This is a genomic window from Corallococcus interemptor (genome assembly GCF_003668875.1).
Classification (GTDB): Bacteria; Myxococcota; Myxococcia; order Myxococcales; family Myxococcaceae; genus Corallococcus; species Corallococcus interemptor.
Genome location: NZ_RAWM01000086.1, coordinates 16,255 through 38,808, shown reverse-complemented (window position 1 = coordinate 38,808; position 22,554 = coordinate 16,255). Strand labels below are relative to the sequence as shown.

The window sequence follows — 22,554 nt, the reverse complement described above, 5'->3', positions numbered from 1 at the left end:
GGCGGCATCCGGGGGCGAGGCGGCGTTGAGGGCGGCCTCCAGGCCCGCGGCGGTGAGCGTCTCCAGCTCCGTGGCGGTGGGGCTGTCCGTCTGGCCGGACTCGAGGACGCGGTGGGCGCGGGCCCACTTGTCATAGCGGGTGCCGCAGCGGGCGCAGGCGTGGGCGTGGCGCAGGAGCCGCGAGGATTCGGGGGCGGACAGCTCCCCCAGGGACCAGCGCGTCAGTCCCGCGTCCACATGTCGTTCGTACCACTTCATGGGAGGCTCCCGAATGGGATGGCGCACAGCAGGGCCAGGGTGGCCAGCAGGGCGCCCAGCTGCAGGCGGCCCGGGATGACGTCGCTGTCCAACCAGCCCGAGTCCTTCAGGTGTTCCGTGAACTGCAGCCGCAGGCGGCGCTCGCGCACGCGCACCTCGCCGCGGGTGAGCTTCAGCTGGTCCGCGGCGGACTCCTGCGACAGGCCGTCCATGAAGCGCAGCTGCGCGAGCGCGCGCCCCTCGGCGGGCAGCCCCTCCAGGAAGCGGCGCACGATGGAGCGGACCTCGGCGCCCAGGGCCTCTTCCTCCGGGCTCTTGCTCTCGGTGGGGGCGTGGGTGAGCTCGGGCGCGTCATCCAGGGGGATGGCCTCCCGGGCCACGCGGCCGGAGGCGCGCATCAAGTCAATGGCGGTGGAGCGGGCGACGGTGAGCAGGAAGCCCAGGTAGGGGCGCACGCCGTCGTAGGCCTGGCGCATGTGGGGGCGGAAGGCCCGCACGAAGGTCTCCTGGTGGGCGGCGTCCAGGTCCAGGGGCGTGAGCGCGACGGAGCGCGTGCCGGTCTCCGAGTGCACGGAGAAGCGCCGGGACAGGTAGCGCAGCACCTCTGGCGAATACGTGCGGTAGACCTGGGTGAGCACCGCGGTGTCACCCCGGCGGAAGGCCTCCAAGACTGACCGCTCTGTTCCTGGCAGCACGTGGAGGGCTCCGTGTTTCAAGAAGGCGGCGCCGGCCGGGCCCCTTCTGGAAATGAGATACGAAATGACCCCGAAAATCGGGTCGTCCCTACACGCACGGCGCGTTTTTTATTGAGCCCGGACGTCGGCCTCCGGAGCCAGAGGCCTCGGGTTCGAATCCTGCATCGAGCGTGGGGGAGGTTCGCGGGGGCGGGGGCGGCTGACCGGTTGCCCCATCCGCGGACAAAAAAATGGAGGCAGAGACCCACGGGGAAGAACGACTCCCAGATGGGGACGGCCTCCGAATAGAGGGCGGTCAAGCGACCTGCCTGAAAAGTAAGGCGCTCGGTGCTTGAAATCAAGGACAGCTCACAACGGGTGGCGGCGCGTCTTTTGGAGTTCTTCTCGGCTCGAACGGCCTGGTTTCGAGGACTGTGGGAGGTGGGGACAGTGCTCAGTCTCCGAGAGCTGCTGGAGGCGGTGGAGGCCGTCCCGGCGGGCGTCCTCTCCGACAAGGCCGTCGAGTGGCTGGCGAATGAACTCTCCCGGACCCTAGGCCCGGACGAAGGCATCGCGCCTCATTCCCGAAGTCTGCTGCAGCGTCTGCTGGGCTCACCGTTGAGGCCCCGCTCCGGCGAACTGCCCGCGGTGCACCGTCTCACCGAGGAGATGGATGCGTCGTATTTGTCCCGCTGGGCGGGACAGATCGCGCTGGGCATCCAGGTAAAGCCCGAGCGGGTGGCTCGTGCCGTCGCGTCGCATCTACTGGATTCGGGATTCAGCCCGGACTTCCTCCATCGCTGGCTGACATACCGGCTCGTCCATTCCACGCAGACCTATCTTCTGCCGGAGCTGCTGGAGGAAGCGCACGCCCTGGCCCGTACGCAGCCCTCGCGCTTCCAGGTCCTCCTGACCGTGCAGAACGCTCTGGGGCTTCAGGGTCCTCCACCAAATGAATGGTGTGGTGCGCCCACGGTTTCGAAGTGGCTCCTCACGAATGGATTCGATGCCACCCGTGTCCGGCAGAGCGGGGGCTGGTTGCTGACAGTGCAAGCTCGCGACGCCTTCTCCGCGGTGGAACGGGCATCGGAGACGGTGGAGAAACTGGCCGCCCGGCTTCTCATCGGAGTGGGCCATCGGATGAGGCATGGCGAGCACGCGTACGTCGAAGGCATCCGACAACCGCTGCCGCTCCGTCGGCATCGGCGAGTCGAGGTCCGCAGCTTGGAGCGTCAGGACCAGCTCTTCGCGTCCGGGCCGCCCAGCCGTGTTGACGCGGCCTTCGAGTTGCTGGGGCAGTTGGATGCGCCCGCCGTGGTCGCGGTGGCGGCCGGGTGGGCCGCCATTGAAGCGTTGCTCGTCGCTCCGGAGGACGGTCAGAAGTCGCCCGCGGGTGACCGGTTGGCTGCCCTGGTTGCGTGTTCGTTTCCCCGGGCAGAACTGACGTTGCTGGCATCCCTCCAAGGAAAGAACAACGCCAGCCCCCTGCAGGAGCAGGTCCTGAAGTGCACGAGCAATCACGAACGCTCATCACTGATGTTGGAGGCCATCCGGCAAGCCCAGCCACTCCCCTGGGAGGGACCTGTCTGGAGTCACCAGGCGGCGGTCGCGCGCATGGAGGGACTGCTCAAGGACCCTCGCAAGAAGCTGAAGGACGTGGAGGGCTATGCGGTGCGTGCATTCCGCCGGCTCTACCGCCAGCGCAACCTGGTGCTGCACGGGGGACAGACGAACGCGGTGGCCCTGCGCGCCAGTCTGCGGACAGCGGCACCGTTGATTGGCGCGGGCATTGACCGCATCGCGCATGCCTGGTTCCGCCATGGTGTCCAGCCGCTGGAGCTGGCCGTGAAGGCCCGGCATCGGCTGGATCTGCTGGAGTCCAAGGAGCCCCTGGCGATGCTGGACCTGTTGGAATAGCGAGGCGCAGGCCCTTCACGCCTGACCGCTGTTCGCGCCGCTCGCGGTCTTCCGCGGCGCGAGGGGGCTCCGGGAAGCGAAGCCCCCTGTGGGCAGTGCCATGCTGGAGCTCTACATCACCCTGACGAGGCTCCTGCGCGACCTGCCACCGTGAGGCCCGTTACGGGAACGCGTCCACCACGGTGTAGCCCGCGGTCCGAGGAACGAGCGCGGCGCCGGGCTTGGAGCCCGACTCCAGCGGCCAGAAGCCATCGCTGTTCCCGAGGACGAAGCAGACCGGGTAGGTGCGGCCGTCAGGCGTCTCCGCTCGCGTGTAGCGGCCCATGACCCGCTCGCCTCCTGTCCACAGCCGTCCGTAGAGCAGGGAGCCCTTCGGAAGTCCGCCGTGTTTCTCCTCCAGGACGCTGACAACGTCGCCGTCATGCACGGCGAGCATGTCGGCATCGGGACGGTAGGGATAGCGGATGTCGACCGTGATGGCTGCCTTTGCATCCCGCCGCAGCTTCAACGTCTTCATCGCCTCCAGCGCTTCCGTGGGACAGCGCTGGGGCCTGGGTACCACCTGCGCACCCGAGCAAGCCATCAGGGTTGTCGCCGCACCGACAGCCAAAGTGCAGCCGCGTGACAGCGAACGTCCGCGGGCGGGTGGGTCCTGCTTCAAGGAATGGCTCATGGCGTCCTTCTCCAGCGGAAGCGGCGCAGGGGAAGGAGGGGCCGCTCCGGACGCGGCAGCTTGGACGGGCGCTGCTTCTCGCGCCACGGGAGGCCTGACCGAGGGCACTGGCGCGTCGATGCCAGACCTTGAGAAGAGTCCCAGGCTCCAACAGAACCAGACCATGAACAGCACGCCTGCGAACCCCACCGCCCCCTGACGCCATCGGGTCCGCAGCGTCTGTCCGCGGCGCACCGTGTTCGCGGCGAGGATGTCGCGGGCCCCCATCCGGGCGACATGTCGTGGAAACCGGCGGCGCAGCGCGCGTGCATCGCGAAGGCGTTGAATCCGGTCCAGGCGTTGAAGGCGTGCGTGCTGGAGCGGCACCTCCTGACCCGGCGCCACCGGCCCCGCCATTTCGGGCGCTTCCTGCGTCGTGCGTGAGGACTCAGAGGGAGGTGTGGCCCAGTCGAACAGGGGCAGGTCCCAGGATGCATCCGCATGGACCAGGACCTGATGCAGTTCGGAGGCCAGTGAGGAGGCGCTGGGAGGACGTGCTTCAGGCGCGAACGCGAGCAGGCGGATGACGAGCGAGGCCAGCGCCTCTGGCACCAATGGGTTGGGCCATGCGCGTGCGGTGCCTTCGCCTTCCACAGGGAGCGCTGGATAGGTGTCGGTCAGCAACCGATGAAAGGTGACGCCCAGGGCATAGAGCTCATCCGCCACGCCATAGCGAGGACACTCCTGTGACGGCACCGCCATCCGCCAGCGGTGGAGCTGGGGGCTCAAGTAGTGCGCCGTACCAGGAGGAAGCTGGCCCGTTCCGGTCAGGGGCTTCGCTTCAGGATGCCAGCCCGCCCCCCAATCCAGCAGGGTGAGCCGTCCACCGGGCTGGACGCGGAGGTTGTCGCCCTTGATGTCGCGGTGCAGGACACCGCGCCCGTGCGCGAAGGCCAGGACCTCCACGGCCTGGAGGAGCAGTGCGCCCACCTCGCGGGTCGTGGGATTGCGAGCGTGCGCCCACTCATAGAGTGATTCCCCGTTCACATGCTCCATCACCAGGAACGGATGGTTCCCGGAGCCCGGTTGCCATGCCCCTGCCTGCACGAAGCGGGGCACTCCCGGATGCCGCAGGCGGGACAGCACCTCCGCTTCGCGTGAGAACCAGGGGCTGTCGGCCTGACGCGCCAGCTTCAGTGCGTACCGTTTGCCGCGAGGACGGTGCTTCGCATGAACGACATAGACCGTGCCGTACCCGCCTGAAGCCACTCTGCGGAGGACGCGCCAGGGACCGATGAGGGTGCCCGGAGGAAGTGCATCCACCATGAGCAAGGAAGCTCGGGCGGGGTTGAAAGCCCTCTGGGCGGGCTTCGTGGGGCTGACCTCGTGCGGACTCATGGCTCCACCTCTTCCCAGCGGACACCGCGTTCACCCTTCGCATCCAGCAGCTCCAGGGTGACGCGCGTGCCAGCGGGCAGGTCGGGAAGTGCGTGCCACTCCACCACCACGGTGGCGTGTTCCCCAGGCGCCAACTGCTTCACCTGCATGAGCAGAGGGAACTCAAGGATCGGCGGTGCGTTGGGACCGCGTGGTGTCATCCGAGCGAAGCCCGGTATCCAAGGGGCGCCCCCTGCGGAGTTGATCAGCGAGGTCGACAGGGCACGGGTGTTCTCCGTGCGATAGAGCACATGGGGGCTCTGGGCGGCCATGCCCTGGCTTGAGGACGGCTTCGGGAGGTAATCCACTGCGACACCTTCCCTGGTGATCACCCCCGCCAACACCGCGCCACCCAGCCCACTGAGCGCGCACCGTGCCCGCAGGTCCGCGAGCTCCCTGCCCGAATCCTGGCGCAGGACCTCCACCTGCGAATCCACCTCCGTCTCCACGGTCGTGAGCACGAACCCCACCTGCGCGGGAGCCCCGGATCCCGCGAAGCGCACGGTGAGCACGGGCGCCTTGCCCACGGGGATGTCCACGGACGCCTTGAGCACGAGCACGTCCTCATGCACCGCCACGCGGGAGAAGAAGGGTGCGAGCACGCTTCGGTCCACGGACTCCGGAACGATGGGCGCGTCGAAAGTGACGGTGGTCACTTCATGGACCGCGACATGCAGCGGATGCAGCACCGGAGGCTCCTCCGCGCGCAGCGTGAGCTGCCGGGCCTTTCGCTCCCGGGACATGGGAGTGCGGGACTGCGCGACCGCCGTGGTGCCCAGCAGGATGGTCAGCACCAGGGGAATGACCGAAGTGGACAGCGACATCACGGGTCACCTCCATCCTTCAAACCTAACAGATAGGGGTGACACGCAACGAAGACCACGGCCCGGGGAAAGGAAAACCCAGACTACCTCAAGAGTCGTTGGTGGAAAGTCCTACCTACGACCGCCGGCCCGTCTTCCGCGCGAAGAACTCGCGGTTGAACGTCGCCACGCCCCACATGCGCGGGTCGTCCGGGAAGTCCTCCTTCGCCAGGGACTCATCACTCTGTTCCGCCAGCCAGCGCGTGAACTCATCCCGCGACGCGAAGGTCCGCTTCGCCCGCGAGTCCCCCTGGACGTGCCGGAAGCCCTGCGCGTACGTGCCATCCCCGGAGCGCCACAGCGCGCGGGACACGCCTTCGCGAGGGTCGGTGGTGATGGACAGGTCCGCCCCCGCGTCCAGCAGCTCCGCCACCCGCTGCGCCAGCGCGCGCCCGTAGTGCCGCGAATCGAAGTGGGCCTCCGCGCGGGCCTCGCGCTCAGCGCGCAGCCAGCGGACGATTTCGGAGTCTTCGGTGAGGACGGAGGTCATGGCTCGGGCCGGGACTCTCGCACGACCGAATCGAAAGACTGACATTCCTGTCGCGCTTCCGGGCCATTCCCATGTCCTGCCATCCCTGCCGCACAGGGCGCCCGCATCAGGGAGGCCCTGGCCGTGGGCTTGCAATGCGTGGCGGCGTCAATCCCAACGCCGTCGGATGACGGCCCTCACTCCCTGGACGACATGACTGCTCGACACCTCATCGCATCGCTGGCGCTGACCACCTGCCTGGGAGCCCTGCCGGCCGCGGCGCAGGAGCCCAAGACTTCCGGGCTCGCGCTGGGCGTGCGCGGCGCCTATGGCATTCCGGTGGGCGACTCCGGCACGAACCTCTCGCTGAAGGACACGTTCGGCAGCACCCTGGCGCCGCAGGTGGACGTCTCCTACTTCTTCAACCGGCAGCTCTCGCTGGGCGCCTACTTCCAGTACGGCATCGGCTCCGGTCCCGGTGACGAGTGCGCGGACGGCGCGGACTGCAAGAGCAGGGTCCTGCGCTTCGGCATCGACCTGGACTACCACTTCCGGCCGGACGGCGTCGTCTCGCCGTGGGTGGGCGTGGGCGTGGGCTATGAGATTGGCTCGCTGGAAGTGGGCGAAGGGGCGGGGAACTCCTGGTTCAAGCTCGAGGGCTATGACCTGGGCCATGCCCACTTCGGCGTGGACCTCCAGCTCACCCGCTCCATCGCGGTGGGGCCCTACATCTCCGCGTCCGTGGGGCAGTACAACAAGGGCGCGATCCGCGTGGGCGATGCCGCGGAAATCAGCAACGACCTCTCCGACGGCGAGAAGCAGATCCACATGTGGATCCAGCCGGGCGTGCGCGTGCAGTTCCGGCTGTAGTCCCCGCCATCCAAGCCCTCACGTCTCCGGCGACGGAGGCGTGGGGGCGGCCCGCGGAAACCCGTTTAGAACGGGGATCCGTCCGTCCGGGTGCGCGGGGTCGGGTTGGTGTAGCTCCAATTCCCGGTGGCGCTCAGGTCCGGGCTGCGGTTGAACGAATAGCCCTGGTACACGTCCACGCCCGGTACCTGGTACGAGTGGCTGTCCTGCACCGTGCCGTCCGCGCGCACCAGGTACACCGCGTCGCCCGCGCCACCCTGGTTGATGCCCCGGTCGAGGCGCAGCCCGTAGCCGTTGTTGTTGGCGTACGTCGCGTACTGCGCCCCCGCCGGCACCGCCGACGCGCCGGAATACACCACGTACCCCTTGCCCGCCGGCAACACCGTGCCGGGCACGAACGTGTGCCGCGCCGCCTCCAGGCCCGAGTACGTCTTCGCGTCGTGGATCGTCCAGTCGCTCAGGTCCACCGACGTCGGCCCGGCGTTGTAGATCTCCACGAACTGCTGGTCGTAGTCCGGCGTCGTCCCGCCCGGGACCGCAGGGTTGGGCTGCGGCAGGTACTCGTTGATGAACACCTGCGGCACCGGCCGCGTCAGCGTGAACACCCCGTCGCTCACGTCCGACACGTCCGTGCGCGACGAATCCGCCACGCGCACCTTCGCGGACGTCGAGGACTCACTCGGCACCGTCCACGTGTAGCGCCCGCTGGACGCCGCCAGGCCCGACGCCAGGGAACGCCACACCGTCCCGTCCAGCGTGTACGTCAGGTCCACCTGCGCCACGTTGCTGGACGTCCAGGTGATGCTGAACGTCTTGCCCGCCTGCAGCGTCTCGCCGCCGTTGGGCGCGGTCAGCCTCACGCTGCGCGTCTGCGCGGCCGAGCCGAAGTTGAACCTGCTGAAGATGGGGTAGTGGTCCGACGTGGTGGCCTTGTAGCTGACGATGCTCGGCTTGATGACCTCCGTGGGCGGCACGTAGTACGCCGCCAGCTCGTTCGTCGCCAGCTGATGGTCGATGAACTGGCTGTTGCTCACCGTCGAGCGCGCCCCGGACTCCGACAGCGCCTGGGTGAGGAACTTGTAGCGCGCGGGGTCCTGCACGAAGTCCACGTAGGGGGACGCGTAGGGCGTGTAGATGGACGCGTCCACGTCGTCGTTCCAGTCGCCCAGCACCATCACGTTCTGCGTCGGCAGGGACGTGTCCAGGTAGTTCTTGAGGCAATACGCCGCCGCCTGGCGCCGCGCGTACGAATCCGGATCCGCGTACGCCTTCATGTGCAGCACCATCACCGTCAGGTCCACCGCCGTCGCGGTGTTGAGCACCTTCAGGTTCACGCGCAGGGGCGGCCGGTAGGCGAAGTCCTGCGCGCACTCGGTCAGCACGACGCTCGAGCTCACCAGTTGCACCGAGTCCGTCTTGTAGAGCACGCCCACCTTCTGGTCCGTCAGACCGTAGGGCCAGCCGCTGGCGAGCACGCCGTCGTAGCCAGACAGCCCGTTCTTCAGCGAGTTGAACGCCTCCTCGCTGACGATCTCCGCTACGCCCATCACTTCCGGCCCCGCGTCCGCGATGACCGCCTTCGCGTTGGCCAGCTGCAGCGCCTCGTCCGTGGGGCCCTCGGTCGTGGAGCCGAACCACTCGATGTTCCAGTTGCCCACCTTGAAGGTCGCCGTCGGCTGCGTCCCGCCGTCCGTCTGCGTCCCGCCGTCCGTCACCGGGCCGCCGTCGGGCAGCTCACCGGACGACGTCTGCACGGGCAGCTGGAGGACCGCCTCCGCGAGCGCCCCGTTCGCGTCCTTCACCCGCACGGTGAACTCATACAGCGCCGGGCCCCGCGGCGTGCCGGTGAGCACCCCGTCCTCCGTCAACGTCAGGCCGTTCGGAATCGCCCCGCCCGCCTGCGACCAGGTCAGGGGCTGCGCGCCGCCCGTGGCGCCGAAGGTGAAGGTGTAGGCGCTGCCCTCCTTCACGGCCGGCAGCGGCGACATCGTGGTGATGACCGGCGTGGACCACACGCGCAGCGCATAGCCCCGGGAGCTCTGGAGCCCCTTCGCGTCGCGCACGGACACCGTCAGCGTCCACTCGCCGGCCGTCGTGGCGGGGCCCACCAGCCGTCCGGTGTCTCCATAGAAGGAGAAGCCCGGCGGGACCTGGTCCACCGTGTACGTGAGCGGCGGCGTGCCGCCCGTCGCCGTGAGCACCTTCTCATAGGCCGCCCCCACCGTGGCCGCCGGCAGCGTCACCTGGGGCAGCACCGGCCCCGTGGACCCCGGCTCCCCGGAACCACAGGCGGCCAACGTGACGACGGAGGTGACGAGGACGAGCGACGCGAGCGCTCGCAAGGACCGGGACGCCATAAAGGGACACTCCAGCACCGGGCCCGCCCCAACGCGGCTTTCCCGGAAGAGGGCACGCACCTTAACGTGTCTTGCATCAGACTGTCGCGAGTCCCCCCGCTTGCACCCCGGCGGAGCCCCTGACGCACTGCCACAAGGCAATCGTTGGCGCGCTCCGCCGTCCTACCTGGACAGCGCGGGAGGCTTTGCGCGCGGTCCATACGTGCGGTTGGATGGCTTCGAGCAGACGGAGGAGACGCGTCATGGCCGAGAAGTGGGACAGGCAGTTGATGGACTTCCTCAAGCGCACCGGTGACGAGCTCAAGCGCACCACGGACGACCTCCGGGGCGAGGCCGAGCGCCTCCTCAAGGAGGTGAAGGACCCGGACAAGCAGGCCAAGGTCAAGGAAGGCCTGGCGCAGCTGCGCACCTGGGCCACCGCCACCACCAAGACGGCCGCGGAGAAGATTGAGACCGCCGTGCGCCGCGTGGAGACCTCCGTCGAGGAGGCCTTCAAGCCCGGCTCCGGCTCCGGCGCCACCCCCCCTCCGCCCGCCGCGGAGGACAAGGCCCCCAGGGCCTCCAAGGCCGCCCCGGAGGCGGAGGCCGCCCCCAGCCGCCCGGCCCGCGCGAAGTCCGCCAGCCCGGCCAAGGGCGGAAACAAGTCCATTGGCCGCAAGAAGACCGCCGGCGCCCCCGCCGCCGCCAAGGGCGCCCGGGCCCCGAAGAAACCAGCTTCCAAGAAAACGTTGGGCCGCAAGAAACCCGCGCCCGGGGCGTGAAGTTCCGTTCCCCATGAAGCCCGCGCCTGCCCGCACGCCGGGCACGCGCGGCCGCCCGGGTCCTGTTGGATCGCTCCGCGTCGCGTGAGATAGTGCGCGCCGTGTCGGGTACCAAGGACAATGACAAGGGCAGCATCCAGACGGACATCGGGCAGGACGTGATCGACGATGCGGTTCGCAGCGTCGAGCGTCGGATGGACGAGGACGCGGACAGCGCGGGCACGGAGGTGGAGCTGGACGTCTCCGCTGCTGCCGCCGGGGACGCGGACGCCTCCACCCCCGAAGTCGCTCCCCCCACCGAGGACGCGGCCGCGCTCCGCCAGGAGGTGGAGTCGCTGCGCGCGCAGCTGGACTTCAGCCAGACCAAGGCGCGCGAGACGCTGGAGCGCCTGAAGGAGGCGCACGAGCGCGCCAAGGACTTCCAGGACCGGGCCATCCGCTCCGCCGCGGACCTGGAGAACTACAGGAAGCGCGCGCAGAAGGAGAAGGAGGACGTCCAGAAGTTCGGCGTGGAGAAGCTCCTCAAGGACCTGCTCCCCGTGGTGGACAACATGGACCGCGCGCTCGACGCCGCCAGCAAGTCCTCCGACTTCGACAGCTTCCAGAAGGGCGTGGCCATGACGCGCAAGTCCTTCGAGGACTCGCTCGCCCGCCACGGCGTGAAGGGCTTCTCCGCCAAGGGCCAGCCCTTCGACCCGCGCGTGCACGAAGCCATCCAGCAGGTGGAGTCCGCGGACGTCCCGGCGGGCCACGTGCTCTTCGAGGTGACGCGCGGCTTCTATCTCAACGACCGCCTGGTGCGTCCCGCCATGGTCGTCGTCGCCCGCGCGCCGGAAGCGGCCGCGCCCGCGGCCAGCACTGAAGCACCCAAGGCTTCTGAAGAAGGCAGCGGCGCGGAGCCCCAGACTTCCGCGCCGTCCGGCAGTTCCTCCGGGGGGGAGCAGTAGTCATGGCGAAGGTGATTGGAATCGACCTGGGCACCACCAACTCGTGCGTCGCCGTGATGGAAGGCGGCGAGCCGGTGGTCATCCCCAACAGCGAAGGCAGCCGCACCACACCCTCCATGGTGGGCTTCACCGACTCCGGTGAACGCCTGGTGGGCCAGATTGCCAAGCGGCAGGCCATCACCAACCCGGAGAACACGGTCTTCGCGGCCAAGCGCCTCATCGGCCGCAAGTACGACTCGCCGGAGGCGAGGAAGGCCATTGGCGTCTCCTCCTTCAAGGTGGCCCCCAGCCCGAATGGTGATGCGTGGGTGGAGATCCGGGGCAAGGGCTACAGCCCGCCGGAAGTCTCCGCCATCGTGCTGATGAAGATGAAGCAGACGGCGGAGGACTACCTCGGCGAGCCCGTCACCGAGGCGGTCATCACCGTCCCCGCGTACTTCAACGACAGCCAGCGCCAGGCCACCAAGGACGCGGGCCGCATCGCGGGCCTCAACGTGCTGCGCATCATCAACGAGCCCACGGCCGCCGCGCTCGCGTACGGCCTGGACAAGGTGAAGGACGCCACCACGGAGCGCGTGGCCGTCTACGACCTGGGCGGCGGCACGTTCGATATCTCCATCCTGGAGCTCACCGCCGGCGTGTTCGAAGTGAAGAGCACCAACGGCGACACGTTCCTGGGCGGCGAGGACTTCGACCAGCGCCTCATCGACTACCTGGCCAAGCGCTTCGCGGAACAGAACAACGGCCTGGACCTGCGCAAGGACCGCATGGCGCTCCAGCGCCTGAAGGAAGCGGCGGAGCGCGCCAAGCACGAGCTGTCCAGCGCGCCGGAGACGGAGGTCAACCTCCCGTTCATCACCGCGGACGCGTCCGGCCCCAAGCACCTCACGGAGACCGTGGACCGGTCCACCTTCGAGGCCCTGGTCGCGGACCTCATCGACCGCTCCATCGAGCCGTGCCGCATCGCGCTCAAGGACGCGGGCATCACCGCGCAGGCCATCAACCAGGTCCTCCTGGTGGGCGGCATGACGCGCATGCCGCGCGTGCAGCAGAAGGTGAAGGAGTTCTTCGGCAAGGAGCCCCACAAGGGCATCAACCCGGACGAGGTCGTCGCCGTGGGCGCGGCCATCCAGGGCGGCGTGCTCAAGGGCGAGGTGAAGGACGTCCTCCTGCTGGACGTCACGCCGCTGTCGCTGGGCGTGGAGACCGCGGGCGGCGTCTTCACGAAGATCATCGACAAGAACACCACCATCCCCTGCAAGAAGGGCCAGGTGTTCTCCACGGCGGTGGACAACCAGCCGCTCGTGTCCGTGCACGTCCTGCAGGGCGAGCGCGAGATGGCCGCGGACAACAAGACGCTGGCGCGCTTCGAGCTCGTCGGCATCCCGCCCGCGCCGCGCGGTGTGCCGCAGATTGAGGTGTCCTTCGACATCGACGCGAACGGCATCGTGCACGTGAGCGCGCGCGACCTGGGCACCGGCAAGCAGCAGCAGGTGCGCGTGGTGGGCAACTCCGGCCTCACCGAGGCCGAAATCCAGGCGATGATCACCGACGCCCAGTCGCACTCCGCGGACGACAAGAAGAAGAAGGAGCTGGCGGAGCTGCGCAACAACGCGGACGGGCTCATCTACACCACGGAGAAGAGCCTGGAGGAGTACGCCAACCTCCTGTCGGAGAAGGACCGCGGCGAAATCCAGGCGGACCTGGAGCGCCTGCGCTCCGTGCTCAACACCTCCGACGCGGGCGCCCTCAAGGAGGCCTTCCAGCGCCTGGAGGGCAGCGCCTACCGCATCGCGGACGCCATCTACACGGACCAGGCCAAGTCCGGCTGAGGCCTCGCGGGCCGGGTGCAATCACCCGGCCCCCCGTTCGTAGTCCCGGGCGTCCGCCTCTTTTCCCGGAGCCTCCCTCATGGAACTGACTGAAGCCGTGATGATCATCATGGTCACCGGCATGACCGTCGGCGTACCCCTGTTCGGCCTCACGCTGCGCTTCGCACTCAAGCCCGTGATGGAGACGTGGCTGCGCGTGCGCGAGGTCCAGGCCCGGCCCGCCGGGGAGCTGGAGGGGCTGCGCGCGCGCGTGGCGCACCTGGAGCACATGCTGGACCGGCACGGCATGCTGGAGCACCCGGTGACCCGCGCGTCGGCCGAGCGCCCGGAACTCCCCGAGCGCCTGGCGCCGGTGGTCCGCGTGGACCGCGAGCGCGTCTGACGTCCCACCCGGTGGGCGCTCCATCCCCGCCGGGTTTTCGGGTATTGATGGGCGCGTGGCGTTCCAATCCCCGGAAGAAGAGCTGGCCTTCCTGCGCGGCCTGATGGCCGTGAACCGGATGGCCGACGACATCCTCGAGGACTGCCTGGAGCGGGGGCTGGACCTCGACACCGGCCTGGACGTGTTCCTCACGCAGTGCGCCCGCATGGTGCACGCGAAGGCGGGCTTCGTGTCGCTGCGGGGCACGCGCGGCCCGGTGCTGACGCGCGTGCTGGGCGAACTGGGCGTGGACGTCTTCGAGGCGGCCCACTGGAGCGGCCCCCGGAAGCTGCGCGAAGGCCGGATGCTCTTTTGCCAGCAGCTCACCCTGGGGCGGCTGAACCTGGGCGGACTGGGCCTGGTGGTGGACGGGGACTTCGCGGACGGCGGCCAGCGGGTGATGGGGCTGGTGGCGGCGATTGGCGAACAGCTGGACTCGGCGGTGCTGTCCTTCCTCGCCCTGACGGACGGGCGCGGCCCCCTGGAGCGGCTGGACGAGCTGGACGTGGAGGGCACGCCCGTCAACCGCGGGCGCATTGGCCGCTATGAGGTCGTGAAGCCCCTGGGCACGGGCGGCATGGCGCAGGTGCTGATTGCGCGCACGCGCGGGCCGGAGGGGCTGGGGCGGCTGGTGGCGCTCAAGCGCATCCTGCCCCACCTGACGGCGCAGCCGGAGATGGTGCAGCAGTTCCTGGACGAGGCGCGCATCGGCCTGCGGCTGTCGCACCCCAACCTGGTGCACGTCTACGACTTCGGCGAGGCGCAGGGCGCGTACTACATCGCCATGGAGCTGGTGAACGGCATCGACCTGGACCGGCTCCTGCGCGCGAACAAGGGCCCGCTGGAGCCGCCGGTGGCGTCCGCCATCGTGTCGCAGGCCTTGATGGGGCTCAACGCCGCGCACGCGCTCAAGGGCGAGGACGGCGCGCCCCTGGAGCTGGTGCACCGCGACCTGTCGCCGCACAACCTGATGATTGCCTTCGATGGCCAGGTGAAGGTGCTGGACTTCGGCGTGGCCAAGGTGCGCGCGCAGCGCACGGTGACGCTGCCGGGCATCGTGAAGGGCAAGCCGCTCTACATGTCCCCGGAGCAGGCGCTGGGCCACAAGCTGGATGCGCGCAGCGACCTGTTCGCCATGGGGCTCGTCCTCTACCAGGCCCTCACGGGCCGCCGCGCCTTCGAGCGCGACGACGAGTTGGACACCATGAAGGCCATCTGCCAGGAGAAGCTGACGAAGCCCCCGGAGGTGCCCGCGCCCGTGTGGAACGTGCTGTCGGTGGCGCTGTCCAAGGACCCCTCGGCCCGCTTCCCCACCGCGCACGCCATGGCGGACCGGCTGGTGGCCGCGAGCCCCCCCGCGCGCGATACGGCCCTGGCGGCGCTGGCGGGCCGGCTCTTCCCGGAGCGGCTGCGCGACTCGCAGCGGCTGGAGACCGCCGTGGACCGCCAGCGGGAGGCGCCCACCCGCGCGACGCCGGCCACCCGCGCGCCGCGCACGTGAGGCGAGGACGCTACGAGCGCTTGAGCGGATCGATGTCCGGGTTCGCGACGTAGCCGGTGCGGCGCGTCTCCTCGTTGATGTCCGGCTCGGTGCGCACCACCGTCGGCTCCACCAGCTCCTCGTGGCGGACGCGGCCCTCCATGGTGCGGCGCTCCTCGATGGGGCGCTTGTGGATGGTGATCTCCTCGTCCGTGTAGGCGCGCTTGGTCAGCTCCGCCTCCTCCGCGCTCAGGGGGATGCGGATGGTCTCCTCCTGGAAGGTCGCCACGTCGCCGGGAATGGTGTCCTTGCCCTTCACCGCGCGGCGCACCACCTCCACCTCCTCGTGGCGCAGGGGCACCTCCACCGTCTTCATCTCCTCCACGACGATTTTACGGACCTGCGCCTCGCCCGCGGAGCGCTGGTGCTTGGTGACGCCCAGCTCTTCATGGTGCGTGCGCAGCGTGACGTCCTCGCTCGCGATGCGCTCCTTGGCTCGCAGCTCCCGGTCCTTGAGGCCGACCTTGTCCGCGATGCCGGCCTTCTCCGTGCCGGTGCGGTTGACGTCCGTCTTCGCGGTGCCCGTCTTCAGCCCCGCGCCGATTCCGCCCATGGTGGCGCCGGTGGCCGTGGCCGCTGTCGCGCCCACCGCGCCGGGACCCACGCCCGCGCCGCCACCCCGGCCCGCCATCACACCCGCGTTCGTGGTGTCCGACAGCCCCCGCAGCGCCTCGCGGCCGTGGTTGAGGTAGATCTCCCCGTTGCGGATGTCGCTCACCTCCGCGTAGCGGACCAGGTAGTCCTTCGGGAAGAACATTCCCTTCTCGATGTGGAACTCGCCCTCACTCACGGCGAACACCTTGCCCAGCTTCTCGCCGTCGCTGCTGCGGACCGTCATCCCTTCCTTGATGTCATTGCGCTTGATCATCATTGCCTTGGCTCCTTGTGCGCCTTCACCTCGGGCATCACTTGCAAAGTGGGTTCAATGACGCCCAAGGAAACCCCTGGTGCTGGATGGTCCAGGGGCTCGGCATGCCGCACGCCACGGGCAACGCCGCGCGGGCGCCTCCCCGCTTCCTGTCCGGAGGGCAGCCGTGCAGGAGCAGCACCCCGGGCTTCCCGCTGGCCGCGCGCGTCCCCACACCTCACTGTGAGGGCGTGAGTCCGGACGGTCCGGTCCGCGCGAGGAGGCGTCTGCGATGCGAGCCACGAGGCCAGGCCGGGGACTCGGGTGGATGGCCGGCGCGGTGGGACTGCTGGTGGCGGGCCGGTTCCTGCGCCGCCGCGCCGCCGTGGACCTCCCGGTGTCCATGCCAGAGGGGACGCGCGCGCTGGAGCCCGTCTCCTGGGCGCCCGCCGTGCTGCCGGACGCGGAGGACCCTCCTGAAGCCGGATGGGCGCTGACGCATGAGGACATGACGCCCTGGGATGACGGCGACGCGGAAGCGCCCGCGCCGAGGATCCGCCGGGGACCGTCGGGCCGGGAGCACTTCTGGCTGGAGCCCTGAGCGGCGCCAGGTGCACACCCGCCGTGGGGGCAGGGACTCGCGACAGCGATGTTCCGGGGTGTTGCCGGGACCCAGGAGCCAAGCTGTGCGCTTGACCCATGGGGAGGGCTCCCCTAGAAAACCGGGGCTTTGCCCGTCATCTCCCCCGGAGGAAGCCCCCGCATGCGACGACTTGCCCCGATGCTCCTCGCAGCGCTCGCCGTCCTGGCGGCCGCCTGCGAGAAGAAGACGCAGCCCACGGGAGAGGCGGGAGGCGCCCCCTCGGCGCAGGCCCCGGCCACCGCGCAGGGGGGCGGTGCTCCCCCCGCCGGTGACGACGTCATCGTGCTGGGTGAAGTGGGCGCGCTGACGGGCGGCCAGGCGACGTTCGGCATCTCCACCCGCAACGGCATCGCGCTGGCGGTGAAGGAGGCCAACGCGGCCGGCGGCGTGAAGGGCAAGAAGCTGGTCGTGCGCGTGTACGACGACCAGAGCAAGCCGGAGGAGGCCGCGCAGGCCGTCACCCGCCTCATCACCCAGGACAAGGTGGTGCTCATCCTGGGCGAGGTGGCCTCGTCCAGCTCCCTGGCCATGGCGGAGAAGGCCCAGGCGGCCGGCGTGCCCATGATCACCCCGTCGTCCACCAACCCCTCCGTGACGGAGAAGGGCGAGAACATCTTCCGCGTCTGCTTCATCGACCCGTTCCAGGGCTTCGTGATGGCGAAGTTCGCGCGGGAGAACCTCAAGCTCAACAAGGTCGCGGTGCTCCAGGACAACAAGAGCGCCTACTCCATTGGCCTCACGGAGGTCTTCCGCCAGAAGTTCGCGGAGCTGGGCGGGAAGATCACCGCCACGGAGAGCTACAGCCAGGGCGACACGGACTATCGCGCGCAGCTGACCGCCATCAAGAAGACGCAGCCGGAGGGCATCTACGTGCCGGGCTACTACAGCGAGGTGGGCATCATCGCCCGCCAGGCGCGCGAGCTGGGCCTGAAGGTCCCGCTGATGGGCGGCGACGGCTGGGACTCCGAGAAGCTCTTCGAGCTGGGCGGCAGCGCCATTGAAGGCAGCTACTTCTCCAACCACTACTCGCCGGACAACCCGGACGAGCGCGTGAAGAAGTTCATCGCGGACTACAAGGCGGACAACAACGGCGCGGTGCCGGACGCGCTCGCGGCGCTGGGCTACGACGCCGCGCGCGTCGCCATTGAAGCGCTGAAGAAGGCTCCGGACACCAGCGGCCCCGCGGTTCGCGCGGCCATCGCGCAGACGAAGGACTTCCCCGGCGTGGCGGGCAACATCACGCTGGATGCGAAGCGCAACGCGGTGAAGTCCGCCGTGGTGCTGAAGGTCCAGGACGGCAAGTCCACCTACGTCACCACCATCTCGCCTTAACCCCAGGGTCCTCCCCGGCACATGTCGCAGCTCCTCCAGCACCTCATCAACGGTCTGGCCGCCGGCACCATCTACGCCCTGGTCGCCCTGGGCTACACGATGGTGTACGGCGTCCTCAAGCTCATCAACTTCGCCCACGGCGACGTGATGATGGTCGGCGTCTACATGGGCTACGCGACCGCCTTCGCCCTCGGGCGCCAGGCGCAGCGTTCCCTGTGGGGCGTGGTCGTCATCTTCGCGGTGGCCATGGTGGGGTGCGCGCTGCTCGGCTTCCTCATCGAGCGCTTCGCCTACCGTCCTCTGCGTGAGAAGCCGCGCCTCACCGCGCTCATCACCGCCATCGGCATCTCGTTCGCGCTGTCGTACGGCTTCCAGCTGGACGTCGGCTTCCTGCCGGGCGCGTCCCCCCGGGCCTTCCCGGAGGTCATCGTCCCCAGCGAGTGGTTCATCGTGGGGGACCGCGACGTGGTGGTGTGGAACTGGCAGGTCATCAGCTTCCTCATCGCCGTGGGGCTGATGGCCGCGCTCCAGTTCCTCGTGTACCGCACGCGCTTTGGCAAGGCGATGCGCGCGGTGTCCTTCGACCACCGCACCGCGGCGCTGATGGGCATCCCCACCGACCGCATCATCGCGCTGACGTTCATGCTCTCCAGCGCGCTGGCGGCGGGCGCGGGCCTGCTCTACGCCATCAAGGACACGTCCGTGAGCCCGCTCATGGGCCTGTACGTGGGCCTCAAGGCCTTCGTGGCGGCGGTCATCGGCGGCATCGGCAACGTGCCGGGCGCCGTGGTGGGCGCGCTGCTGTTGGGCCTGGTGGAGGAGTTCGTGGTGGGCTACGCGGCCAGCACCTGGCGTGACGCGGTGGCCTTCGGCTTCCTCATCCTGGTGCTGCTGGTGAAGCCGGGCGGTCTGTTCGGCCGCGTCGCGGCGGAGAAGGTCTGATGGCCGTCCCTGGCGCTACGACGTTGTCCGATGAAACCGCGGGCCGCGTGCCCCCGGCCCTGCGCGGCATCCTGCCCGTGCTCATCGCGGTGCCGGTGGTGGTCCTGGCGGATGTCCTGCTGAACACCTCGCCCTTCGCCACGTACCTCTTGTCCGTGGTGGGGGTGAACATCATCCTCGCGGTGAGCCTCAACATCGTGAACGGCATGACGGGCCAGTTCTCCATTGGCCATGCCGGCTTCATGGCCGTGGGCGCGTACATCGCGGGCGTCACGTCGCTGGAGCTGAAGGAGGTGGCGCTGTCCTTCCTGCCGGTGGCCGCCAGCGACCAGGTGCTCTTCACCGTGGCGCTGCTGGCGGGTGGCGTGGCCGCCGCGCTGTGCGGCTTCCTGGTGGGCCTGCCGTCCCTGCGGCTTCGCGGGGACTACCTGGCCATCGTGACGCTGGGCTTCGGTGAGATCATCCGCGTGGTGGTGCAGAACACGGAGGCCTTCGGCCGCGCGCTGGGCCTGTCCGGCATCCCGCAGTACTCCAGCGTGGCCATGGTCTACTTCTGGGTCTTCCTGGTGGTGCTGGTGGCCCGGCGCATCGCGGGCTCCAGCCACGGCCGCAGCCTGTGGGCCATCCGCGAGGACGAAGTGGCCGCGGAGGCCATGGGCGTGGACACCACCGGCTACAAGGTCCGCGCGTTCGTCATCTCGTCGTTCTTCGCGGGCATCGCGGGCGGCCTGTTCGCGCACTTCGTGCCCATCATCAACCCGGGCTCGTTCACCTTCGTGAAGTCCATGGAGATCGTCGTCATGGTGGTGCTGGGCGGGCTGGGCTCCAGCACGGGCGCCATCGTCGCGGCCATCTTCCTCACGCTGCTGCCGGAAGGCTTGCGCTCGCTGTTCGGCGCGCTGGGCGCGGGGGGCAGCCTGGCGCAGAAGGTGGATCAGATCCGCATGCCCGTGTACGGCATCCTGCTGGTGGTGCTGATGCTGGCGCGGCCGCAGGGCCTGTTCGGCACGAAGGAGCTCTGGGACGTGCTGCCCCGGTGGCTCCCCCGGAAGAAGAAGGGGATGTCATGAGCGCCGCCGTGACTCCGGCTCCTCCCGGCTCCGGTGGAGCCCTGCTCGAGGCGTCCGGCGTGAGCATCCGCTTCGGGGGCCTCAAGGCCCTCACGGACTTCAACCTCAGCGTGCGCCAGGGCGACCTGTTGGGCCTCATCGGCCCCAACGGCGCGGGCAAGTCCACCGCGTTCAACGTGCTCACCGGCGTGTACCAGCCCACCGAGGGCGAGGTGCGCGTGGCCGGGCAGCGGGTGAACGGCTGGGTGCCGCATCAGATCAACCACCTGGGCCTGGCGCGCACGTTCCAGAACATCCGCCTGTTCCGCGCGCTCACCGCGCTGGACAACGTGAAGGTGGCCTGCCGCGCGCAAGGGGCGCTGCACCCGGTGGTGATGGGCCCGCTGGCGAAGGCCGGCACGGCGATGCGCAACTACCGCGACTGGTGGCGCGCGCTGCTGCTCACCCCCGGCTTCCAGGCCGAGGAGCGCGAATTGACGCGCCAGGCGGAGCGCCTGCTGGAGGTCATGGGCCTGTCGCACCGCCGCGACGAGGAGGCGAAGAACCTCCCGTACGGCGAGCAGCGCCGGCTGGAGATCGCCCGCGCGCTGGGCACGCGCCCCAAGGTGCTGCTGTTGGACGAGCCCGCGGCGGGCATGAACACGCGTGAGAAGGCGGACCTGATGGTGCTCATCCGCCGGCTGCGCGACGAGTTCTCGCTGGGGGTGCTGGTCATCGAGCACGACATGAAGCTGGTGATGGGCATCTGCGAGCGCATCACCGTGCTGGACCACGGCGAGACGATTGCCCGCGGTGCTCCGGCGGAGGTGCGCAGCGACCGCAAGGTCATCGAGGCGTACCTGGGCGACAGCTACCTGGAGTCCCACGGAGGCGCGGCGTGAGCGAGCCGGTGAAGGTGCTGGGCGAGCGGCGCGCGTTCGAGCCGCTGCTGTCGGTGGAGGGCATCCAGGTCCGCTACGGCGCCATCCAGGCGCTGCGGGGCGTGTCCCTGACGGTGGGTAGGGGCGAGATGGTGGCCCTCATCGGCGCCAACGGGGCGGGCAAGACGAGCACCCTGCGCGCGGTGAGCGGCATGCTCAAGCCGTCCGCGGGCCGCATCACGCTGGCGGGGCAGGACATCACCGGCCTCAAGGCGCACCAGCTGGTGCCTCGCGGGATGGCGCACGCGCCGGAGGGGCGGGGCATCTTCCCCAACCTCACCGTGTTCGAGAACCTGGAGCTGGGCGCGTACCTGCGCAAGGACACCGCCCAGGTGCGCCAGGACATGGACAAGGGCTTCGGCCTGTTCCCGGTGCTGCGCGAGCGTCAGAAGCAGCTGGCGGGCACGCTGTCCGGCGGTGAGCAGCAGATGCTGGCCATTGCCCGGGCGCTGCTCTCCAAGCCGCAGCTGCTCCTCCTGGACGAGCCGTCCCTGGGCCTGGCGCCGCAGGTGACGGAGACCATCTTCCGCACCCTGCGCGAGGTGAACGCCACCGGCGTCAGCGTGCTCCTGGTGGAGCAGAACGCGCACCTGGCCCTCAACGCCGCCCACTACGGCTACGTGCTGGAGACGGGCGAGGTGGTGATGGCCGGCCCGGGCAAGGCGCTGCTGGACAGCGCCGAGGTGCGGCGCGCGTACCTGGGCGAATAGCTTCCCGGGCCGATTTTCCGGCCCCGTTGCGCGTTGTCCGCCCCCGGACGGTTCCGGGGGCGCCGTTGGGGCAAGTTGCTCGCGCCGTGTCGAAACTCGGGTAGTCAGCGGCGGAGCACTTCGTCTACCGTCCGAACAGACAGTCTGTTTCCTTCCACTTCCCTCTCAGGAAGCGTGCCCATGCGCCCGTTGTCCCGCCTCCTTCTTGCCTCGCTCACCACCCTCGCGCTCATCGCCGGCGCGTGCGCCAACCAGCAGAAGACCGATGGTTCCTCGTCCGGTGGCGCTCAGGCGACCTCCACCATCGAGGACGTGCCCAATGAGGCCCCCGTGGCCCCCCCGGCGCCGGCCTTCAAGCCCTACGAGGCCACGGAAGGCTTTGTCATTGGCATGCCGGCGGAGCCCCAGGTGGAGCGCAAGCAGGTCCCGCTGGGCGCCAACACGGTGAACACCGCGGCCTTCTCCTCGCGCACCGAGGACGGCACCATCTACTCCATCAGCACCGCGGACTACCCGGAGCGCCTGGTGGCGAGCCGTCCTCCGGAGGCCCTGCTGAACGAGGGCAAGGACGGCCTGGTGAAGCAGGTCCAGGGCACCATCAAGGAAGAGGCGGACGTCACGCTGGATGGCTACCCCGGCAAGTCCTACACGGTCAGCTCGCCGGTGGTCGGTGAGGTGAAGGCCCGCAACTTCCTCGTGGGCCCGCGCCTGTACACGCTGCTGGTCATCTACAACCCCAACCACCCCAACACCACGGCGGATGAGTTCCTCACCTCGCTGAAGCTGGTGAACCCGCCCCCCGCCGTCACCACGGCCACGCCGGACGCCGGCACGGGCATGGACGCCGGCACGGTGGAGGGCATGGACGCGGGCACGGGCATGGACGCGGGCACCGCCGCTCCTCGCCGCCGCAAGAAGTAGTCGTCAGGACCCCAGCGCGGCGCTCCCAACACTCCCGGGGGCGTCGCGCGGTGGGCTGTGTTCACCTGTCCGCGCGGAGATGACCGGGCCCTTCACGTCCGCCTCCGCCGCAATTGCTCCCGGGTCCTGCGTCCCTACCTTTCGGGCGGGGATACGACAGGGGGCGCAAAC

The 22,554-nt window shown here is 69.3% G+C and carries 20 protein-coding genes and 1 pseudogene; 14 read left to right on the top strand and 7 right to left on the bottom strand.

The window, feature by feature from the left end; all coding sequences use genetic code 11:
• Positions 1 to 258, bottom strand: a pseudogene (locus D7X96_RS26185) (hypothetical protein); the annotation flags it as partial.
• A complete protein-coding gene (locus D7X96_RS26180) occupies positions 255 to 926 on the bottom strand; it encodes an RNA polymerase sigma factor (RefSeq protein ID WP_233610380.1) in 672 nt (223 codons plus the stop codon). The gene D7X96_RS26180 and the pseudogene D7X96_RS26185, both read right to left, overlap by 4 nt.
• A 354-nt stretch (positions 927 to 1,280) precedes the next feature.
• Between D7X96_RS26180 and D7X96_RS26175 the strand changes: the two genes are divergently transcribed.
• The gene (locus D7X96_RS26175; RefSeq protein ID WP_147468400.1) at positions 1,281 to 2,849 is read left to right on the top strand and encodes a hypothetical protein; all 1,569 of its coding nucleotides are present in this window, start codon (positions 1,281 to 1,283) and stop codon (positions 2,847 to 2,849) included.
• A gap of 160 nt (positions 2,850 to 3,009) precedes the next feature.
• On the opposite strand, the gene D7X96_RS26170 is transcribed toward D7X96_RS26175, so the two are convergent.
• From D7X96_RS26170 to D7X96_RS26160, 3 genes are all read right to left on the bottom strand, one after another.
• The gene (locus D7X96_RS26170; RefSeq protein WP_244219727.1) at positions 3,010 to 4,827 is read right to left on the bottom strand and encodes a serine/threonine protein kinase; all 1,818 of its coding nucleotides are present in this window, start codon (positions 4,825 to 4,827) and stop codon (positions 3,010 to 3,012) included.
• A gap of 68 nt (positions 4,828 to 4,895) precedes the next feature.
• Positions 4,896 to 5,762, bottom strand: a complete 867-nt coding sequence (locus D7X96_RS26165) for a DUF2381 family protein (protein WP_121770994.1) — start codon at positions 5,760 to 5,762, stop codon at positions 4,896 to 4,898.
• 115 nt (positions 5,763 to 5,877) lie between these two features.
• Positions 5,878 to 6,291: a hypothetical protein gene (locus D7X96_RS26160; protein ID WP_121770993.1), complete on the bottom strand. Its 414-nt coding sequence runs from the start codon at positions 6,289 to 6,291 to the stop codon at positions 5,878 to 5,880.
• Positions 6,292 to 6,483: 192 nt separating this feature from the next.
• Here D7X96_RS26160 and D7X96_RS26155 point away from each other — a divergent pair, with 192 nt between their 5' ends.
• Complete coding sequence (locus D7X96_RS26155; RefSeq protein ID WP_121770992.1) at positions 6,484 to 7,140, top strand: outer membrane beta-barrel protein; 657 nt, start codon at positions 6,484 to 6,486, stop codon at positions 7,138 to 7,140.
• Between the two features lie 65 nt (positions 7,141 to 7,205).
• Here the strand turns inward: D7X96_RS26155 and D7X96_RS41110 are convergent, their stop codons facing one another.
• Positions 7,206 to 9,497, bottom strand: coding sequence for a lamin tail domain-containing protein (locus D7X96_RS41110; protein ID WP_244219726.1), 2,292 nt, complete (start codon positions 9,495 to 9,497; stop codon positions 7,206 to 7,208).
• Between the two features lie 242 nt (positions 9,498 to 9,739).
• Between D7X96_RS41110 and D7X96_RS26145 the strand changes: the two genes are divergently transcribed.
• The 5 genes from D7X96_RS26145 (at position 9,740) to D7X96_RS26125 (ending at position 14,959) form a co-directional block, all read left to right on the top strand.
• Positions 9,740 to 10,258 carry a transcriptional regulator gene (locus D7X96_RS26145; RefSeq protein ID WP_121770991.1) on the top strand — a complete coding sequence of 173 codons (519 nt, stop codon included), beginning with the start codon at positions 9,740 to 9,742 and terminating at the stop codon, positions 10,256 to 10,258.
• A gap of 101 nt (positions 10,259 to 10,359) precedes the next feature.
• Positions 10,360 to 11,205, top strand: coding sequence for a nucleotide exchange factor GrpE (gene grpE, locus D7X96_RS26140; protein WP_244219725.1), 846 nt, complete (start codon positions 10,360 to 10,362; stop codon positions 11,203 to 11,205).
• 2 nt (positions 11,206 to 11,207) lie between these two features.
• On the top strand, positions 11,208 to 13,037 hold the full coding sequence (gene dnaK / locus D7X96_RS26135; protein WP_120551196.1) for a molecular chaperone DnaK: 1,830 nt from the start codon (positions 11,208 to 11,210) through the stop codon (positions 13,035 to 13,037).
• 79 nt (positions 13,038 to 13,116) lie between these two features.
• Positions 13,117 to 13,419, top strand: a complete 303-nt coding sequence (locus tag D7X96_RS26130) for a hypothetical protein (protein WP_121770989.1) — start codon at positions 13,117 to 13,119, stop codon at positions 13,417 to 13,419.
• A 103-nt stretch (positions 13,420 to 13,522) separates the two neighbouring features.
• Positions 13,523 to 14,959 carry a serine/threonine-protein kinase gene (locus D7X96_RS26125; protein ID WP_120551217.1) on the top strand — a complete coding sequence of 479 codons (1,437 nt, stop codon included), beginning with the start codon at positions 13,523 to 13,525 and terminating at the stop codon, positions 14,957 to 14,959.
• A gap of 10 nt (positions 14,960 to 14,969) precedes the next feature.
• Here D7X96_RS26125 and D7X96_RS26120 read toward each other — a convergent pair whose 3' ends face one another.
• Positions 14,970 to 15,869 (bottom strand): YsnF/AvaK domain-containing protein, encoded by a 900-nt coding sequence (locus D7X96_RS26120; protein WP_233609927.1) that lies wholly within the window; start codon positions 15,867 to 15,869, stop codon positions 14,970 to 14,972.
• 268 nt (positions 15,870 to 16,137) lie between these two features.
• Between D7X96_RS26120 and D7X96_RS26115 the strand changes: the two genes are divergently transcribed.
• From D7X96_RS26115 to D7X96_RS26085, 7 genes are all read left to right on the top strand, one after another.
• Positions 16,138 to 16,446, top strand: coding sequence for a hypothetical protein (locus D7X96_RS26115; RefSeq protein WP_147468399.1), 309 nt, complete (start codon positions 16,138 to 16,140; stop codon positions 16,444 to 16,446).
• 162 nt (positions 16,447 to 16,608) lie between these two features.
• Positions 16,609 to 17,820: an ABC transporter substrate-binding protein gene (locus tag D7X96_RS26110; protein WP_120551199.1), complete on the top strand. Its 1,212-nt coding sequence runs from the start codon at positions 16,609 to 16,611 to the stop codon at positions 17,818 to 17,820.
• 21 nt (positions 17,821 to 17,841) lie between these two features.
• The gene (locus D7X96_RS26105) at positions 17,842 to 18,762 is read left to right on the top strand and encodes a branched-chain amino acid ABC transporter permease (RefSeq protein ID WP_121770987.1); all 921 of its coding nucleotides are present in this window, start codon (positions 17,842 to 17,844) and stop codon (positions 18,760 to 18,762) included.
• On the top strand, positions 18,762 to 19,832 hold the full coding sequence (locus tag D7X96_RS26100; RefSeq protein ID WP_120551201.1) for a branched-chain amino acid ABC transporter permease: 1,071 nt from the start codon (positions 18,762 to 18,764) through the stop codon (positions 19,830 to 19,832). Before D7X96_RS26105 ends, D7X96_RS26100 begins: the two co-directional genes overlap by 1 nt.
• A complete protein-coding gene (locus tag D7X96_RS26095) occupies positions 19,829 to 20,713 on the top strand; it encodes an ABC transporter ATP-binding protein (protein ID WP_120551202.1) in 885 nt (294 codons plus the stop codon). Before D7X96_RS26100 ends, D7X96_RS26095 begins: the two co-directional genes overlap by 4 nt.
• Positions 20,710 to 21,462, top strand: coding sequence for an ABC transporter ATP-binding protein (locus tag D7X96_RS26090; RefSeq protein ID WP_120551203.1), 753 nt, complete (start codon positions 20,710 to 20,712; stop codon positions 21,460 to 21,462). Before D7X96_RS26095 ends, D7X96_RS26090 begins: the two co-directional genes overlap by 4 nt.
• 180 nt (positions 21,463 to 21,642) lie before the next feature.
• Positions 21,643 to 22,383, top strand: coding sequence for a hypothetical protein (locus D7X96_RS26085; RefSeq protein WP_244219724.1), 741 nt, complete (start codon positions 21,643 to 21,645; stop codon positions 22,381 to 22,383).
• Positions 22,384 to 22,554: the final 171 nt, after the last annotated feature.

Excerpts from the sequence above, each read along its gene's own strand:
- D7X96_RS26110 (WP_120551199.1), top strand. The coding sequence starts at position 16,609 with ATGCGACGACTTGCCCCGATGCTCCTCGCAGCGCTCGCCGTCCTGGCG.
- D7X96_RS26100 (WP_120551201.1), top strand. The coding sequence starts at position 18,762 with ATGGCCGTCCCTGGCGCTACGACGTTGTCCGATGAAACCGCGGGCCGC.
- D7X96_RS26105 (WP_121770987.1), top strand. The coding sequence starts at position 17,842 with ATGTCGCAGCTCCTCCAGCACCTCATCAACGGTCTGGCCGCCGGCACC.
- D7X96_RS26120 (WP_233609927.1), bottom strand. The coding sequence starts at position 15,869 with ATGATGATCAAGCGCAATGACATCAAGGAAGGGATGACGGTCCGCAGC.
- dnaK (WP_120551196.1), top strand. The coding sequence starts at position 11,208 with ATGGCGAAGGTGATTGGAATCGACCTGGGCACCACCAACTCGTGCGTC.
- D7X96_RS26095 (WP_120551202.1), top strand. The coding sequence starts at position 19,829 with ATGAGCGCCGCCGTGACTCCGGCTCCTCCCGGCTCCGGTGGAGCCCTG.
- D7X96_RS26170 (WP_244219727.1), bottom strand. The coding sequence starts at position 4,827 with ATGGTGGATGCACTTCCTCCGGGCACCCTCATCGGTCCCTGGCGCGTC.
- D7X96_RS26125 (WP_120551217.1), top strand. The coding sequence starts at position 13,523 with ATGGCCGTGAACCGGATGGCCGACGACATCCTCGAGGACTGCCTGGAG.
- D7X96_RS26165 (WP_121770994.1), bottom strand. The coding sequence starts at position 5,762 with ATGTCGCTGTCCACTTCGGTCATTCCCCTGGTGCTGACCATCCTGCTG.
- D7X96_RS26155 (WP_121770992.1), top strand. The coding sequence starts at position 6,484 with ATGACTGCTCGACACCTCATCGCATCGCTGGCGCTGACCACCTGCCTG.
- D7X96_RS26130 (WP_121770989.1), top strand. The coding sequence starts at position 13,117 with ATGGAACTGACTGAAGCCGTGATGATCATCATGGTCACCGGCATGACC.
- D7X96_RS26115 (WP_147468399.1), top strand. The coding sequence starts at position 16,138 with ATGCGAGCCACGAGGCCAGGCCGGGGACTCGGGTGGATGGCCGGCGCG.
- D7X96_RS26145 (WP_121770991.1), top strand. The coding sequence starts at position 9,740 with ATGGCCGAGAAGTGGGACAGGCAGTTGATGGACTTCCTCAAGCGCACC.
- D7X96_RS26085 (WP_244219724.1), top strand. The coding sequence starts at position 21,643 with ATGCGCCCGTTGTCCCGCCTCCTTCTTGCCTCGCTCACCACCCTCGCG.
- D7X96_RS26160 (WP_121770993.1), bottom strand. The coding sequence starts at position 6,291 with ATGACCTCCGTCCTCACCGAAGACTCCGAAATCGTCCGCTGGCTGCGC.
- D7X96_RS41110 (WP_244219726.1), bottom strand. The coding sequence starts at position 9,497 with ATGGCGTCCCGGTCCTTGCGAGCGCTCGCGTCGCTCGTCCTCGTCACC.